Source organism: Streptomyces pinistramenti, assembly GCF_020564935.1.
Lineage (GTDB): Bacteria > Actinomycetota > Actinomycetes > Streptomycetales > Streptomycetaceae > Streptomyces > Streptomyces pinistramenti.
This window is the reverse complement of the sequence record NZ_JAJCXB010000062.1, coordinates 25535-39037: the sequence shown is the minus strand read 5'-3', so window position 1 is coordinate 39037 and position 13503 is coordinate 25535. Positions and strand designations below refer to the sequence as shown.

Sequence of the window (13503 nt, the reverse complement as noted above, 5' to 3'; positions counted from 1 at the left end):
TTCCTGCCCCGCAACGACACCGGCAACAACGGCCGGACGAACTCCCACTCCGCATCAGACAGTTCATGGCGACGTATCACCCCACCATGATCCACCACGCGAGATCATTTGAAGACACCGCCTAGGGGAGGGGGTGGGGGGTGGTCAGGTGCGCGGGCGGGGGAAGAGGGTGAGCTTCGTGCCGGGAGAGGGCGCGGGACGCGGCCGGGGCGGCGGCTGTCAGGCGGGCGGCGAGGGCGGTGGGGCCGAGGCGTACGGCCTGTACGTCGTCCATGTCGAGATCGCCGAGGCCGCGCAGGGTGGCGGCCAGGGCGTCGGCGACGGCGGTTTCCTCGTCCGCCGGGACCGGGCGTTCGCCGGGCCCGCGGCCTGTACGGCCCGGCGCACCAGCTTCGCGGCGAGCTTGTGCAGGTCCTCGTCGGTCAGGGTGCGCTTCTCGCCGCGGAAGGACACCAGGCCGGATATCCGTACCGGGCCTGTGACCAGGCGGCGCCCGGCCCCTCCTGGACGAAGAGCTTCCTGACGAGCGGCGCGATCACGGCTGAGGCGAGGCGGACGCCTGCTGCTGACGGATCCATGGGTGCCGGACCGGCTCTTCCCCGTTGACGGCTCCGAGGGGTCAGGCCAGGGCGCACACTCGGGGCCCGGGGCGGATTCCGGGGCATCGGACAGTGCCGTGACCCTGGCGGTGCGGGCATTTATCGTCCTGCGGGTAATCCCGGTCACAGAATCCGAGTAACCCCGGTCACAAAGGCCCTTGGTCCCGAAACGGACACTCCAAAGACCCACGAAAGGGCTTTGGATCTTATGCGTCGGTGACTTGTCGCACAGGCCGATCGGGGCCTACTAGATGCTTTAGGGGAATTGCCAGGGGGGAGTGCGGGACCTTTGCCTCTGGGGGGTGGAGGGCCTGCGGCAGGTGTGGTGCGGGGTGTCGGGGCGGCGCTGTGCGAATGTGGATATTGCCTGGTCAGTGATGGTTCAGGGGGTGCCTGCTCGGGGTCGGGATAGTGGGTTTTGGGGGTTTGGTCTGGTATGGGTGTGGGGAGCGCAAGGGGCTCAATTCCCCGGCTTCCGGTACGGCTCGGAGTAGTAGAAGGGGGCCTTGGCGGGGCGGCGATGGCGGGTTACCAAGGAATGGCGATGCCGGTCCGCAGCCGGATCGCATTCCTTTCCCGTTCCTTTTCGGAGATGCAACCCGCATGTCGAAGTTCGCCGCGTTCCGCAATTCCAAGAAGTCCGCTCTCCGGTCCCGCACCTTCGTGGTCGCGGCCGGTCTCGGTGCCACCGTCGCCCTCGGCGCGGGTGTCGCCAACGCCGCGGACTCCGGCCTCACCGGCCTCACGTCGCACGTCGGCTCCACGGTCACCGCGCAGGCCGACGCCCAGGTGAAGGCGGCGCAGACCGCCAAGCAGGCCGCCGTGAAGAAGGCCAACGCCTGGGTCAAGCCGGTCGACAAGTACACGATGGGCGAGCCCTTCGGCATCGCCGGCAGCCACTGGTCGCACAACCACAGTGGTCAGGACTTCGTCGTCCCGACCGGCACCCCGGTCAAGGCCGTGCACCACGGCACCGTCGTCAAGGCCGGCCCGAACGGCGGCGGCGACGGCCCCGCGTACGGCAACGCCATCGTGATCAAGCACGACAACGGCACGTACACGCAGTACGCGCACCTGTCACAGATCCAGGTCCAGGTCGGTCAGCAGGTCTCGACCGGCAAGCAGATCGGCCTGTCCGGCAGCACCGGCAACTCGACAGGCCCGCACCTGCACTTCGAGGTCCGCACCGGCCCCAACTACGGGTCGGGCATCGAGCCGACCGGATTCCTGCGGGCTCACGGCGACTCCGTCTGAGCTGAGTCCGGCCGGGCTGGCCGGCGGCTCGGCGGGTTGGCCGCCGTGACCAGTTCTGTGGCGACCTCAAGGATGGCCTTGCGCTTCTCCTCGGGGTCGCCCTTCACGTTCTGCATGGCGAACATGCCCGCGTGCATCGAGAAGAGCGCCGTCAGGCAGCGCACCTGGTCGATCATCTCCGCGTCCGGCTCCTTGAGCAGCGCGAAGAGGGAGAGCACCCGCTGTTTGAAGGTTTCGCCGATGCTCAGGTCCCGTACGGCGGCCTGATTTTCCTGCATGAAGCGGAACAGCGGTTCCGCGCTGCGCAGCGACTCGCTGTAGCGGCGGAGCACCTCGTTCTTGGTCTCCAGGGTGCGCGGCTGCTCCTCGGCCCAGGCCACCAGGTCGTCGATCGGCGCCGCGAGGTCCTGGAAGAGGCTGATGACGATGTCTTCCTTGGTCTTGAAGTGGTAGTAGAGCGCCGCCTTGGTGACGTCCAGCTTCTCGGCGATCTCCCGGAGCGACGTCTTCTCGTAGCCGTGTTCGGAGAACAGCTTCAGAGCGACGTCCTGGATGCGCTGGCGGGTGTTGCTCCTGCGCGCCTGCGGTGTGCTCACGGTGCTCTCCTGCGTAGTGGGGGCGGCGGGGCGGGCACGCCGAATTAACTTACTTGACGCCCGGCTAGTTGGCGGCCTACCTTTCCTTACTGTACTGAACTAGCCGGGCGGCAAGTAAGTGGGAGTGATGTGGGGATGTCGCAGAAAGCGACCCCAGCGGGGGAAAAACCTGATGTGGCGCAGGACGGGGGCAAGCAGCCCGCCAGTGTGCGGGTGGTGCTGTTCGCGCTGATGATCGCGATGCTGCTCGCGATGCTGGACAACATGATCGTCGGCACCGCGATGCCGACCATCGTCGGCGAACTGGGCGGTCTTGAGCACCTGTCCTGGGTGGTCACCGCGTACACCCTCGCCACCGCGGCCTCCACCCCGATCTGGGGCAAGCTGGGCGACATGTACGGACGCAAGGGCGTCTTCCTGTCGTCCATCGTCCTGTTCCTGATCGGCTCCGCGCTGTCCGGAATGGCCCAGGACATGGGGCAGCTGATCGGCTTCCGCGCCGTTCAGGGCCTGGGCGCGGGCGGTCTGATGGTCGGCGTCATGGCGATCATCGGCGACCTGATTCCGCCGCGAGAGCGCGGCAAGTACCAGGGCATGATGGCCGGCGTCATGGCCGTCGCGATGATCGGCGGGCCGCTGGTCGGCGGCACCATCACCGACCACCTCGGCTGGCGCTGGAGCTTCTACATCAACCTTCCGCTGGGCGCCATCGCGCTGGTCATGGTGACCGCGGTGCTGCACCTGCCGAAGAAGCGCGCGCAGACCCGGATCGACTACGTCGGCGCTCTCCTGCTCACCGTCGGCATCACCTCGCTGGTGCTGATCACCACCTGGGGCGGGACCGAGTACGACTGGCTGTCGTCGCAGATCATCGGGCTCGGAGCGCTCGGCGTCGTCGCCATCGGGCTGTTCCTCGTCGTGGAGATGAAGGTCAGCGAGCCGGTGCTGCCGCTGCACATCTTCCGCAACGGCAACTTCTCGCTGGTCACCCTCATCGGCTTCCTCGTCGGCTTCGTGATGTTCGGCTCGATGACGTTCCTGCCGCTGTTCCAGCAGACCGTGCAGGGCGCGTCGGCCACCAACTCCGGCCTGCTGCTGCTGCCGATGCTGCTGGCGATGATGGCGGTGTCGCTGTTCGCGGGCCGGGTCACCACCTCGACCGGCAAGTACAAGATCTTCGTGGTGGTCGGCGGCGGCCTGATCACCGCGGGCCTGGCGCTGCTGTCCCTGATGGACACCGACACCACCCGCTTCACCTCGGGTCTCTACATGGCGGTGCTCGGCGCCGGCATGGGCTTCCTGATGCAGACGACGATGCTGATCGCGCAGAACAGCGTCGAGATGAAGGACATGGGCGTGGGCTCGTCGTCCGCCACCCTGTTCCGGACGATCGGCGGCTCCTTCGGCGTCGCGATCTTCGGGGCGATCTTCACGCAGCAGGTGCAGAGCACGATGAGCGAGCGGCTCGGCTCGGCCGGCGGCAAGCTGTCGTCCGGCGGCGCCGCCCAGCTCGACCCGAAGGGGCTGGCCCAGCTGCCGGCCGCGGTCCGTGACGCCTACACGCACGCGGTCGCCAGCGGCACCCACCACGTCTTCCTGTGGGGCGCCGCGGTCAGCATCATCGGCTTCGCCGCGGCCTGGTTCCTCAAGGAGATCCCGCTGCGCGGCGGCCCCACGCCGACCGAGAACAAGGAGGGTGGGGACGCTCCGGAGGCGCGGGTAGCGGTGGCAGAGGCCGTCTGACCCGAGTCGACCGTTCTCGGTACGGAAGCGGCCCCCGGTGTTCGGGGGCCGCTTTTCCGTGCGCTGATTCCGTGTGCTGCCGGACTGCGGGTCAACTCCCGGAGAGCCCGCCGTCCTTGACGGCCGAGATGAACGTGGACCAGCCGGCCGCCGGGAAGACGAGCGCCGGGCCGTGCGGGGCCTTGCTGTCGCGGACGGGGACGAGGCCGGGGAGGTCGTCGCGGACCTCCAGGCATTCGCCGCCTTCAGCGTTGCTGTAGCTGCTCTTGCGCCAGTGGACGTCACTCAAGTCGAGTGTTGTGACTGCCATTTCGGAACTCCTCTGCCGCCTTCTCGATCCGGGCCAGGGACGCCGTAGGGGACAGCGCGGCGGCCCGAAGCAGATCGTACGACCTTCGGTAGTCCCTCACGAGCGGCGGATAGTCGATGGTTTGGCCGCTGTGATCGCCCTCCATGTAGACGAGTGGTGGGGCGTCCGGGAAGGTCATGATCCTCAGCAGCCCCATCATGAGGGTGTGGTCGCCCTCCGATTCAGGGAGGATCTGCACAACACCCTTGCTGGACCGCATCACTTGGGCGATGTGTTCAAGCTGCTCGGCCATCTCCTTCGGCGTGAGCAGCGGTCGGCGAACCAATGACTCGTCCAGCACCGCCCAGAACGTGGCCCGGTCGGGTTGCTTCCAGAACTCGGCACGCGCCATCCGCGCACGGACGCGTTTCTCGATGGTCTCGGGAGAGACCCACCATGCCGCGGATTTCGCGATCTTCGTGGCGTACGCCTTGGTCTGGAGCAGCCCCGGCACGAGGAAGGGGGCCCACTCCTCAATCGTCGCGGCGGACTTCTCCAGCTCTGGGATGCTCGCGAAGTAGGTCGGATGCCCGACCAACCGCGCCTTCTGCACCGCCGTGCAATGCCGCTCGAAGAAGCCGTTCGTGCCGAGCTTCTTGTCGACGTGGACGGCGAGATCCTTCGGCATGCCGCGTTCGCCGCGTTCGATCTGGCTGAGGAAGGACAGGCCCCGGAAGCTGCCTTCCACCAACTGCTCCAGGGTCAAGCCCGCTTGCTCCCGCTGGAAGCGCAACTCGGCGCCGTAGAAGCACGGGACGCTCACCGACGCGTCGGTGTCCTTGCGAGGAGGCACAACTCACCGCCACTCATTGCGGGTTGCCCGCTGCAACCCCGTTCCCGGCCACGTTACGCCGCCCGGCAGCGCTGTGTGAGAGATGCGTCACGATGCGTAGCGCAGATGCGGGTGCGCAACGCGGCGGGCCGTTGTCAGTGGTGCATGTCAGCATCGAGATGTGACCGCGCTCACGACGGGCGGCGGGCGAGCGGTGACGCACGGCAGGAGGAGAGAGTCATGATCAAAGGTCTCGCGATCAGCACCGTCTGGGTGCTCGACCAGGATCGCGCCAAGGAGTTCTACACCGAGAAGCTCGGGCTCGAAGTCCGTACGGACATGCGAATGGGCGGCGAGCAGGGCATGCGCTGGCTGACGGTGGGGGCCAAGGATCAGCCGGGGGTGGAGCTGACGCTGATGGTGCCGGGCGGGGCGGGTATGGACGCGGAGTCCGCCGAGGCGTTGAAGGGGCTGGTGCGCAAGGGGCTGCTGGGGGCGGGTGTCCTGACGACCGATGATGCGTATGCCGAGTACGCCACGCTCAAGGGCCGGGGTGTGGAGTTCCTTCAGGAACCGCAGGCACGGCCGTACGGCATCGAGGCGATATTCCGCGACGACTCGGGCAACTGGTTCTCGCTGACGCAGCCGAGCGAGCAGCTCGATCTGGACAAGGAATGGGGGGAGTGCGTGGACGGGGAGGCGAGCTGAGGCGGGGCGCGCGGGCCGCCGGTGGCCGTGGCCGAAATCGAGGGCTCGGAGCTGTCTGAAATTAGGCAATGAACGGGCAAAAGTGCCTGGTAATGTCGCCAGTTCGTCTCTTTCAGCCTAATTCGAGGACTGCGCATGACCGTGCCCACTCCGCCCGACGACCAGAAGCCCGGCGGTCAGATACCTGACGGTCAGCAGCCTGGCGAGCAGGCAGCGGGGGACTACAACCCGTGGAGCCCGCCGCCGCCCGGATCGGCTCCTGTCGGCCAGGAGCCCTACCCGATGCCGATGGCGCCGGTCTGGGCGCCGCAGCCGCGCAACGGCATGGGCATCGCCGCCCTGGTGCTCGGCATCATCAGCGTCGTGCTCGGCCTGTTCATCATCCTGTTCTGGATGTCCTGGCTGCCGGCCCTGCTGGCGCTGATATTCGGCTTCGTCGGGCTGAGCCAGGTGCGCAGGGGCCTGGCGACGAACAAGGGCATGGCGGTGACCGGTGTGGTCCTGGGCGCGGTCGGGTTGGTGGCCGCGGTCGGGGGCGGGGTCTTCAGCGCCATAGTGGTGGACAAGGTCGTCGACGACGCGCGGACGAAGGTCGAGGAGGCGGAAGCCTCCGCGTCGGCCGAGGCGGAGTCCGAGGCGGCGGCGGAAGCGGCCCGGCATCTGTCGTTCGGCAAGCCGTACACCTTCGACGGCGGTCTGAAGGTCACGGTCGCCAAGCCGGAGCCGTTCACCCCGGACGCCTTCGCTCACGGGCACGCCAAGGGCAACAAGGCGATCGAGGTGACGGTCACGGTCGTCAACACCGGCCGCGAGCGGGTCGCGGTCGAGACCGGGCTGCCCGATGTCAACGACGCCGACGGAGCCTCGGCGTCACTGGTGATCGACGGAAGCGGACGGCAGAAGGTCATCACCGGCTACCTCCTCCCCGGCAGGACGGCCGTCGGGAAGTACGCCTTCTCGCTGCCGCCCGGTGCCGCCGACAAGGCCGAGGTCGAGTTCAGCCCCGACGCCGCCCGGTGGGACGACGCCTACTGGAGCGGCTCCCTCAACGGAAAGGGCGCCGACGACAAGGGGACCGGCGGAAAGGGCGCCGACGGGGAGCCCGCCGGGCCGGCCGCCCAGCAGGTCAGCGGTCCGGCAGGTGGATGACGGGGAAGCTGCCGGTGGCCGTCGGCGCATTTTCCGGCAGCCACAGGACGGAGACGGCGCCGGTCGATCCTTCGGCGATCTCGTCGGCGTTGCGGAAGGTCAGGCGGGCGCCGAGGACGCGCGCCTGACCGGCGGCGATGGTCAGGCCCAGGCCGTGGCCGCGGCCTGACCGGTCGCTGCTGCCGGTCCGGAAGCGGCTCGGACCCTCGCGCAGCAGCGCCTCGGGGAAGCCGCTGCCGTGGTCGCGCACCCGGACCACCCGGCCTTCGACGGTCACCTCGATCGGCGGCCTGCCGTGCCGGGTGGCGTTGGCGATGAGGTTGCCGAGGATGCGCTCCAGGCGGCGCGGGTCGGTGGTGACCTCGGCGTCGCGGACGATCTCGACGCTGACGTCGGCGTTCAGGGCCCGTACCCGGCGGCTGACGAATTCGCCGAGGGCGACGTCCTGGAGTTCGGCGCGCTCCGCGTAGCCGTCCAGGCGGGCCACTTCCAGGACGTCCTCGACGAGGGTGCGCAGTGCCTGCGCCCGGTCGCGTACGAGTTCGGTGGGGCGGCCCGGCGGCAGCAGTTCGGCCGCGGTGAGCAGTCCGGTGACGGGGGTGCGCAGCTCGTGCGCGATGTCGGCGGTGACCCGGCGCTCCGCCTCGATGCGCTGCTGGAGCGCGTCGGACATGGCGTCGACGGCCCAGGCCAGGTCGTCCGTCTCGTCCCGGATCCGGCCGCCGACCTCGTCGCGGATCCGGACGGACGTGTCGCCGTCGGCGAGCTTCCCGGCGGCGGCCGCCGCCTTGCGCAGCCGCTGGGAGAGCCGGCCGCCGACCAGTACGCCCAGCGCGCAGCCGCCGCCGACGACGGCGGCCGACCCGATGATCAGCGCCTGGTCCAGGTCGTCGAGGACGGCGAACCGGTCGGGGAAACGGTTGTGTATCGACAGCACCCGGTCGTTGCCGATCGGGGCTGCGGCCCAGACCTCGGGGGCGGTTTCCCCGGTGTCCTGGAGATAGGTGGCGCGCTTGTAGCCGGTGACTTCCTTGCGCAGTGCGGGCGGCAGCGCGGGATCGTCGATCTTCGCGCCGAACTGCAGCCGGCCGGTCGATTCGAAGATCCGCTGGACGATGTCCAGCCGGTCGACCTGCACGTCCCGGCTGTTGTCGAGCATCGAGACCCGGGCTGCGTTGTGCACGACAATGCTCAGCGCGATGGCGACCAGTGCTCCGACGAGCGCGATGGCGGCGCTGAGCTTCCACCTCAGACCCGTGCGCAGGGCCAGCCTGACCACGGGGCCCGTCAGCCTCTCAGCTTGTAGCCGAAGCCGCGGACCGTCTCGATGCGGTCCTGGCCGATCTTGCCGCGCAGCCGCTGGACGTGGACGTCGACGACCCGGGTGTCACCGCCCCAGCCGTAGTCCCACACCCGCTCCAGCAGCCGGTCGCGGGAGAGGACCGTGCCCGGTGCGTCGGAGAACTCCAGCAGCAGGCGCATCTCGGTCGGCGTGAGCGCGACCGGCTGACCGCTCTTGCGGACCTCCATGCCCTCGGTGTCCACCTCAAGATCGCCGAAGCGCAATATCGCCTCGGCGGGCTCCGGCGCGTCGGGCGTGCGGGCGCCCGCGCCGTTGGGCCCGCTGGCGTGCCCGAAGCGGCGCAGCACGGCGCGGATCCGGGCGACCAGCACCGCGCCGTCGAACGGCTTGGTGACGTAGTCGTCGGCGCCGGCCTCCAGGCCGAGCACCACGTCGATGGAGTCGGCGCGCGCCGACAGCATGATCACCGGCACCGTCGACTCGTCACGGATCCGGCGGCACAGGCTGACGCCGTCCAGTCCCGGCACCATGACGTCGAGCAGCGCGATATCGGGCCGGTCGGCGCGGAACGCCTCCAGGCCCGCGAGCCCGTCGGGCATCGCGGTGACCACGAAACCGTCCCGCTCCAGGGCGAGTTGGGTGGCCTCGCGGATGACGTCGTCGTCCTCGACGAAGAGCACATGGGTGTCGGCCATGCGGTTGTCTCAACCCTCCGATGCGTTGCCGTCTTCGGGCTGGGTGCCGTCGACGCCGGTCTTGCTGTAGTCCGTGTGGTACCGCGCGAACTCGGTGAAGCGGTCCGTGGACCAACGGTAGGTCGTCACGTCCTCGCCGGACGGACAGCACACCTTGTCACCGGTGCCGTAGGTCTGCTTGGAGATCTCCAGGTCGCCCTTGTTGACTCCGGCGGAGACCGACGGCTGTTCGTTGCTGAACACGTTGTCATACCCATCGGTCCCGCCGTGCGCACCGCCGTCCTTGCGGTAGACGTACGAGCCGATGCCGATGGAGTCCGCGCAGGTCATGACGTTCACGATGACGTCGGGAGCCTTGCTGCCGGTCACCGACGCATAGGTCACCTCGATCGGATACTCGTCGGCGGCGCAGGGTTTGGCAAGGGTCCGCTTCACGTCCGGGCCGACCTTCGGGTCCTTCTTCAGCAGGTCCACCGCGTCGACCTTCTTGTACCCGGCGGTGCTGGACGGGCTGGGGGACGCGGTCACCGCGCCCCGGGGCGCTCCGGGAGTGGGCCCGGCCGAGCCCTCACTGCGGACGCCCCCGCCGCCGGGATTGCAGCCGGCCAGCAGCAGGCCGACGGCGGCCACCCCCGCGGTGGCCGCGCCGCCTTTGGTCAACCTGTCCATGGTCAACCTGTTCCTGGACAATCCGCTCCTGCTCACCGTGCTGCTCGCGCAGCCGCTGATCCTGCCGCTGTCTCTGTTGTGGTGGCACCGGCGGACGTCCCGACGGGTGCCGTGGCCGGTGTGCTGCTCCGTGTGGTGCGCCGTGCGGGGCGCCGTACGCCGCCCGTCAGGCCGCGCACCGCTCCTGCTCCTGCTCGCCACGCTCCAGCATCCGCGCGTCGATGTCGCGGTTCGCCAGTTCCTGACGCAGCCGGGCCAAGGCGCGGTGCAGTGTGCTCTTGACGGTACCGGTCGACATGCCGAGCGCGGCAGCGGTCTCCTCGGTGCTCATCTGCTCCCAGTGTCGCAGGACGACCACGCTGCGCTGCTTGGGAGCGAGCACGCCGAGGATGTCCATCAGGAGGGCGCGGTCGGCGCGCTGCTCGCTGCCGTCGTCGACGCTCGCGTCGGGGAGCTGCTCGGTGGGCACCTCCTCCAGCTTGCGGGCCCGCCACCACTCCGTCCGCGTATTGATCATGACGCGGCGGAGGTAGGCGTCGGCCAGCGACTTGTCGGCGATACCGTCCCAGCGGCCGTAGGTGCGGACCAGGGCCGTCTGCAGCAGATCCTGAGCGTCGACGGGGTCGGGCACCAGGCGCCGGGCGCTACGGAGCAGGGCCTCCTGCCGCGTCCGTACGTACTCTTCGAAGTCCAGTACCTTGCCGCCGCTGGTCGCCATTCCGACGCCTCCGATCCGCTTGCGCTTCCCCACGTTGACCGTGCCGGTGGTCATCTCCAGCACGAGAAGGACGCTACGGAGGGGGTGTTGCGGCGCAATGTGCGTCGGCCCCACAGGCAGTGCACGGAAAACCCTCGGTTGTGTAACAGCGGTCCGCGGGTCCTCCTCCGGACGGACGGCGGGCCCCCGCGCGTCATCCTCCGGGGGGATGACGGCCCCCGCCGGAAGGCCGACGGGCCGTTTTCCGGGGGGTGTTCGGGACATCGGGATCCGGGAACCCCGGGACGGCCCGCGCCGAACGGCAGGAGGGACGCACCCGCAGGTGCGTTCCTCCTCCTCAACCGGGGCCGGACGTGCCGCGTTACGTCAGCGGCAAACGGTAGCGGCCGCCGTGCAGCGGTTCCACCAGACCGTCGGCGACCAGCCCGTCCAGCGCGCGGGCCCGCTGCACCGGCTCGTCCCACACCGCGTCCAGGATCACCTGCGGCACCGGGTGGACCGCCTCGCGCAGCACGGCGAGCAGCTTGCCGCGCACCTGGCGGTCGGTGCCCGCATAGCTCTGGGTGCGGCGCGCCGGGCCCTCGTGCGCCGGGGATCCGGCCAGCCGCCAGGCGCACTGCGCGGCGATCGGGCAGCGTGCGCACTCCGGCCCGCGCGCCGTGCACACCAGCGCGCCCAGCTCCATCGTGGCCGCCGCCCACTTCGCCGCGACCCCCTCGTCGTCGGGCAGCAGCGCGCGGGCGAGCTTGCGCTCGGCGGCCGTGGTGGCGTTCGGCGGGTACTGGCGGCCGGCCACCGCGCGGGCGAACACCCGGCGCACATTGGTGTCGAGCACCGCGTGCCGCTGCCCGTACGCGAACGAGGCGACGGCCGCGGCGGTGTACTCGCCGACGCCGGGCAGCGCCAGCAACTGGGCGTGCTCGCGCGGTACGTCGCCGCCGTGCCGCTCCTGTATCGCCGATGCGGCGGCGTGCAGGCGCAGGGCGCGTCGCGGATAGCCGAGCCGGCCCCAGGCGCGGACGGCCTCGCCCGGCGCCTCGGCGGCCAGGTCGGCGGGGCGCGGCCAGCGGGCCAGCCACTGCTCGTACACCGGCAGCACGCGGCTGACCGGAGTCTGCTGGAGCATGAACTCGCTGACCATCACGCCCCAGGCGCCGGCCTCGGGGCGGCGCCAGGGCAGATCGCGGGCATGGGCGTCGAACCAGGCGGTGACGGGGCCGTGCAGTCCGGTCCCGTCGGTGGGCTCCGCGGCCGGTACGGCGGCGGAAGCGGGAGTGGCGGCGGTGGCAGTGGCAGCGGGGGAGACAGGCGTCGAAGTCATGGCACCGCCGATGGTGGCACGACCGGCCGCGCCCGGGAAACGCGCCGGGCCGCGCCGTTGCGCGCCCACCCGCACGCGGGACGCCCCGGTACGTACGGGTGGCCGCTTACCGGCGGTACGCGGCCGGATCGCGCGCCGCCCGGTACGGAGCCGGTGCGCGCCGCCCGCGGGCCGCGCGCGAGGATGCGACCGGGGGCGACGGGAAGCGAACGGGCGGGGAGCGGAGAGGAGTGGCACGGATGCCGGACGAGGCGAACGCGGCGGATGCAGGGGTAAAGGCCGGGAGCGGCGGCTGCCCGGCGGAGATCCAGCGGGCGCTGGCCGCGCACACGACGCTGACGCTGGCGTACGGGGACGCGGACGGGCCGCAGGCGTGTGCGGTGCTCTACGCCGCGGGCGGTGATGCGGAGGGGCCGGTGGCGTACTTCGTCACCTCGGGCACGACCCGGCACGGCAGGGCGCTGCGGCAGCCCGGTGCGCGGGTGGCGTTCACGGTGCAGCGGGACGGCCAGGAGTGGAGCGCGCTGACCGGCCTCCAGGGGCGGGGCCGCTGCCGCGTGCTGGAGGGCGCGGAGCGGGCGGCCGGCTGGGCCGCGTACGCCGGGCGGTTCCCGTTCGTCGCGGCCGACGAGCGGCTGCGCGCGGCCCTGGAGCGGACCGCGCTGTGGGAGCTGCGCCCCGACTGGCTGCGGCTGATCGACAACGGCCGGGGCTTCGGACACAAGGAGGAGTGGCGGCCGGCGACCGCCACTCCGTGAACAATCCTCTGCGCCGTGCGCAGGCGGCGCCTGGGGCGGGCGGTGGATCCGCCCTACACCGCCGCGTGCGAACCCCGCTGCGCCTCGACCAGCGGGCGCAGCGGCCCGGAGCGCATCCGCAGCACCAGCGCCGTCATCGGCCGGCGGAGCAGCAGGATGGTCAGGGCGGCGAGCACCGCGCCGAAGGCGAGGCCCGCGGCCACGTCGTGCGGGTAGTGGACGCCGACGAAGACCCGGGAGAAGCCGGTCAGCAGGGCCACCGGCACCGCGAGCCAGATCGCGGCCCGCCAGGCGATGGCGATGCCGACGGCCAGGGAGGCGGCGATCACCGAGTGGTTGCTGGGGAAGGACCAGTCGCCCTCGGGCGGACACGTCGCGATGGAGGCGGCCGCGTGCGCCACCGCACGGCAGGGCCGCTCCTCCTCCACCATGCCCTTGACGATCTCGCTCAGGACGTACGCGACGATGGTGCCGACCGGCACCAGTATGGCGAGGGCGACCGCGCGCGGGTCGCGCCGGCGGGACCGCCACCACCCCAGGATCGCCACCGCCATCAGGAGCAGAATCCCGCCTTCGGTGCCGGCGTCGGCGAAGGAATGGACCCATGCAGGGGTGCCATGCGCGAAGTCGGTGACGTCGCGATAGAGATCGGTGCTGTTCATGAGGGACGACGGTACGTAATGCCGGGCCCCTAGCGCACCTGACCGACGTCAGGAGAGTGTTTCGGCGAACACCGGGTGGGGGGCGGGTGACGTTCCGTGCCGGGTGGTGGCCGCTGGTGGGACCGCGGCGGATGGGGCGGATAGGGCGGAAGAGGCGGGGGTCGGGCCGGAATCGGGTGGGAATCGGGTCCGCGGACCCGGATCCGG

14 protein-coding genes and 1 pseudogene are annotated in these 13503 nt (G+C 70.5%); 5 read left to right on the top strand and 10 right to left on the bottom strand.

Annotated elements, in window-relative coordinates; all coding sequences use genetic code 11:
• Positions 1 to 184 precede the first annotated feature (184 nt).
• A pseudogene (locus LIU39_RS29595) lies at positions 185 to 578 on the bottom strand (NACHT N-terminal Helical domain 1-containing protein); the annotation flags it as partial.
• A 624-nt stretch (positions 579 to 1202) separates the two neighbouring features.
• Here LIU39_RS29595 and LIU39_RS29590 point away from each other — a divergent pair.
• Positions 1203 to 1853, top strand: coding sequence for a M23 family metallopeptidase (locus tag LIU39_RS29590; protein ID WP_227050007.1), 651 nt, complete (start codon positions 1203 to 1205; stop codon positions 1851 to 1853).
• Here LIU39_RS29590 and LIU39_RS29585 read toward each other — a convergent pair.
• Complete coding sequence (locus LIU39_RS29585) at positions 1835 to 2449, bottom strand: TetR/AcrR family transcriptional regulator (RefSeq protein WP_227050006.1); 615 nt, start codon at positions 2447 to 2449, stop codon at positions 1835 to 1837. The genes LIU39_RS29590 and LIU39_RS29585 overlap by 19 nt on opposite strands.
• 135 nt (positions 2450 to 2584) lie before the next feature.
• Here LIU39_RS29585 and LIU39_RS29580 point away from each other — a divergent pair, with 135 nt between their 5' ends.
• Entirely contained in the window at positions 2585 to 4192 is a 1608-nt protein-coding gene (locus LIU39_RS29580) for an MDR family MFS transporter (protein WP_264483400.1), read from the top strand.
• A 91-nt stretch (positions 4193 to 4283) separates the two neighbouring features.
• On the opposite strand, the gene LIU39_RS29575 is transcribed toward LIU39_RS29580, so the two are convergent.
• Together LIU39_RS29575 and LIU39_RS29570 are read right to left on the bottom strand one after the other, a co-directional pair.
• Positions 4284 to 4502: a DUF397 domain-containing protein gene (locus tag LIU39_RS29575; RefSeq protein WP_227050005.1), complete on the bottom strand. Its 219-nt coding sequence runs from the start codon at positions 4500 to 4502 to the stop codon at positions 4284 to 4286.
• Positions 4474 to 5334, bottom strand: a complete 861-nt coding sequence (locus LIU39_RS29570; RefSeq protein WP_227050004.1) for a helix-turn-helix domain-containing protein — start codon at positions 5332 to 5334, stop codon at positions 4474 to 4476. The genes LIU39_RS29575 and LIU39_RS29570 overlap by 29 nt, the downstream gene beginning before the upstream one ends.
• 219 nt (positions 5335 to 5553) lie before the next feature.
• Between LIU39_RS29570 and LIU39_RS29565 the strand changes: the two genes are divergently transcribed.
• Both LIU39_RS29565 and LIU39_RS29560 read left to right on the top strand, forming a co-directional pair.
• On the top strand, positions 5554 to 6021 hold the full coding sequence (locus LIU39_RS29565) for a VOC family protein (protein WP_227050003.1): 468 nt from the start codon (positions 5554 to 5556) through the stop codon (positions 6019 to 6021).
• A 135-nt stretch (positions 6022 to 6156) separates the two neighbouring features.
• Entirely contained in the window at positions 6157 to 7170 is a 1014-nt protein-coding gene (locus LIU39_RS29560) for a DUF4190 domain-containing protein (protein ID WP_227050002.1), read from the top strand.
• On the opposite strand, the gene cseC is transcribed toward LIU39_RS29560, so the two are convergent.
• The 5 genes from cseC to LIU39_RS29535 form a co-directional block, all read right to left on the bottom strand.
• Positions 7148 to 8449, bottom strand: coding sequence for a two-component system sensor histidine kinase CseC (gene cseC, locus LIU39_RS29555; RefSeq protein WP_227050001.1), 1302 nt, complete (start codon positions 8447 to 8449; stop codon positions 7148 to 7150). The genes LIU39_RS29560 and cseC overlap by 23 nt on opposite strands.
• 8 nt (positions 8450 to 8457) lie before the next feature.
• On the bottom strand, positions 8458 to 9168 hold the full coding sequence (cseB, locus tag LIU39_RS29550; protein WP_227050000.1) for a two-component system response regulator CseB: 711 nt from the start codon (positions 9166 to 9168) through the stop codon (positions 8458 to 8460).
• A 9-nt stretch (positions 9169 to 9177) separates the two neighbouring features.
• On the bottom strand, positions 9178 to 9837 hold the full coding sequence (locus LIU39_RS29545; protein ID WP_227049999.1) for a hypothetical protein: 660 nt from the start codon (positions 9835 to 9837) through the stop codon (positions 9178 to 9180).
• Positions 9838 to 10003: 166 nt separating this feature from the next.
• Positions 10004 to 10609, bottom strand: a complete 606-nt coding sequence (locus LIU39_RS29540) for a SigE family RNA polymerase sigma factor (protein WP_372464096.1) — start codon at positions 10607 to 10609, stop codon at positions 10004 to 10006.
• A 307-nt stretch (positions 10610 to 10916) separates the two neighbouring features.
• The gene (locus LIU39_RS29535) at positions 10917 to 11876 is read right to left on the bottom strand and encodes an HhH-GPD family protein (RefSeq protein WP_227049998.1); all 960 of its coding nucleotides are present in this window, start codon (positions 11874 to 11876) and stop codon (positions 10917 to 10919) included.
• A gap of 239 nt (positions 11877 to 12115) precedes the next feature.
• Here LIU39_RS29535 and LIU39_RS29530 point away from each other — a divergent pair, with 239 nt between their 5' ends.
• Entirely contained in the window at positions 12116 to 12634 is a 519-nt protein-coding gene (locus LIU39_RS29530) for a pyridoxamine 5'-phosphate oxidase family protein (protein WP_227049997.1), read from the top strand.
• A gap of 53 nt (positions 12635 to 12687) precedes the next feature.
• Here LIU39_RS29530 and LIU39_RS29525 read toward each other — a convergent pair whose 3' ends face one another.
• Complete coding sequence (locus LIU39_RS29525; RefSeq protein ID WP_227049996.1) at positions 12688 to 13296, bottom strand: phosphatase PAP2 family protein; 609 nt, start codon at positions 13294 to 13296, stop codon at positions 12688 to 12690.
• Positions 13297 to 13503: the final 207 nt, after the last annotated feature.

Bases quoted from the DNA above. Each gene is read 5' to 3' on its own strand.
- LIU39_RS29530 (WP_227049997.1), top strand. From the start codon at position 12,116: ATGCCGGACGAGGCGAACGCGGCGGATGCAGGGGTAAAGGCCGGGAGC.
- LIU39_RS29590 (WP_227050007.1), top strand. From the start codon at position 1,203: ATGTCGAAGTTCGCCGCGTTCCGCAATTCCAAGAAGTCCGCTCTCCGG.
- LIU39_RS29565 (WP_227050003.1), top strand. From the start codon at position 5,554: ATGATCAAAGGTCTCGCGATCAGCACCGTCTGGGTGCTCGACCAGGAT.
- LIU39_RS29560 (WP_227050002.1), top strand. From the start codon at position 6,157: ATGACCGTGCCCACTCCGCCCGACGACCAGAAGCCCGGCGGTCAGATA.
- cseB (WP_227050000.1), bottom strand. From the start codon at position 9,168: ATGGCCGACACCCATGTGCTCTTCGTCGAGGACGACGACGTCATCCGC.
- LIU39_RS29535 (WP_227049998.1), bottom strand. From the start codon at position 11,876: ATGACTTCGACGCCTGTCTCCCCCGCTGCCACTGCCACCGCCGCCACT.
- LIU39_RS29525 (WP_227049996.1), bottom strand. From the start codon at position 13,296: ATGAACAGCACCGATCTCTATCGCGACGTCACCGACTTCGCGCATGGC.
- LIU39_RS29545 (WP_227049999.1), bottom strand. From the start codon at position 9,837: ATGGACAGGTTGACCAAAGGCGGCGCGGCCACCGCGGGGGTGGCCGCC.
- LIU39_RS29540 (WP_372464096.1), bottom strand. From the start codon at position 10,609: ATGACCACCGGCACGGTCAACGTGGGGAAGCGCAAGCGGATCGGAGGC.
- LIU39_RS29575 (WP_227050005.1), bottom strand. From the start codon at position 4,502: ATGGCAGTCACAACACTCGACTTGAGTGACGTCCACTGGCGCAAGAGC.
- LIU39_RS29580 (WP_264483400.1), top strand. From the start codon at position 2,585: ATGTCGCAGAAAGCGACCCCAGCGGGGGAAAAACCTGATGTGGCGCAG.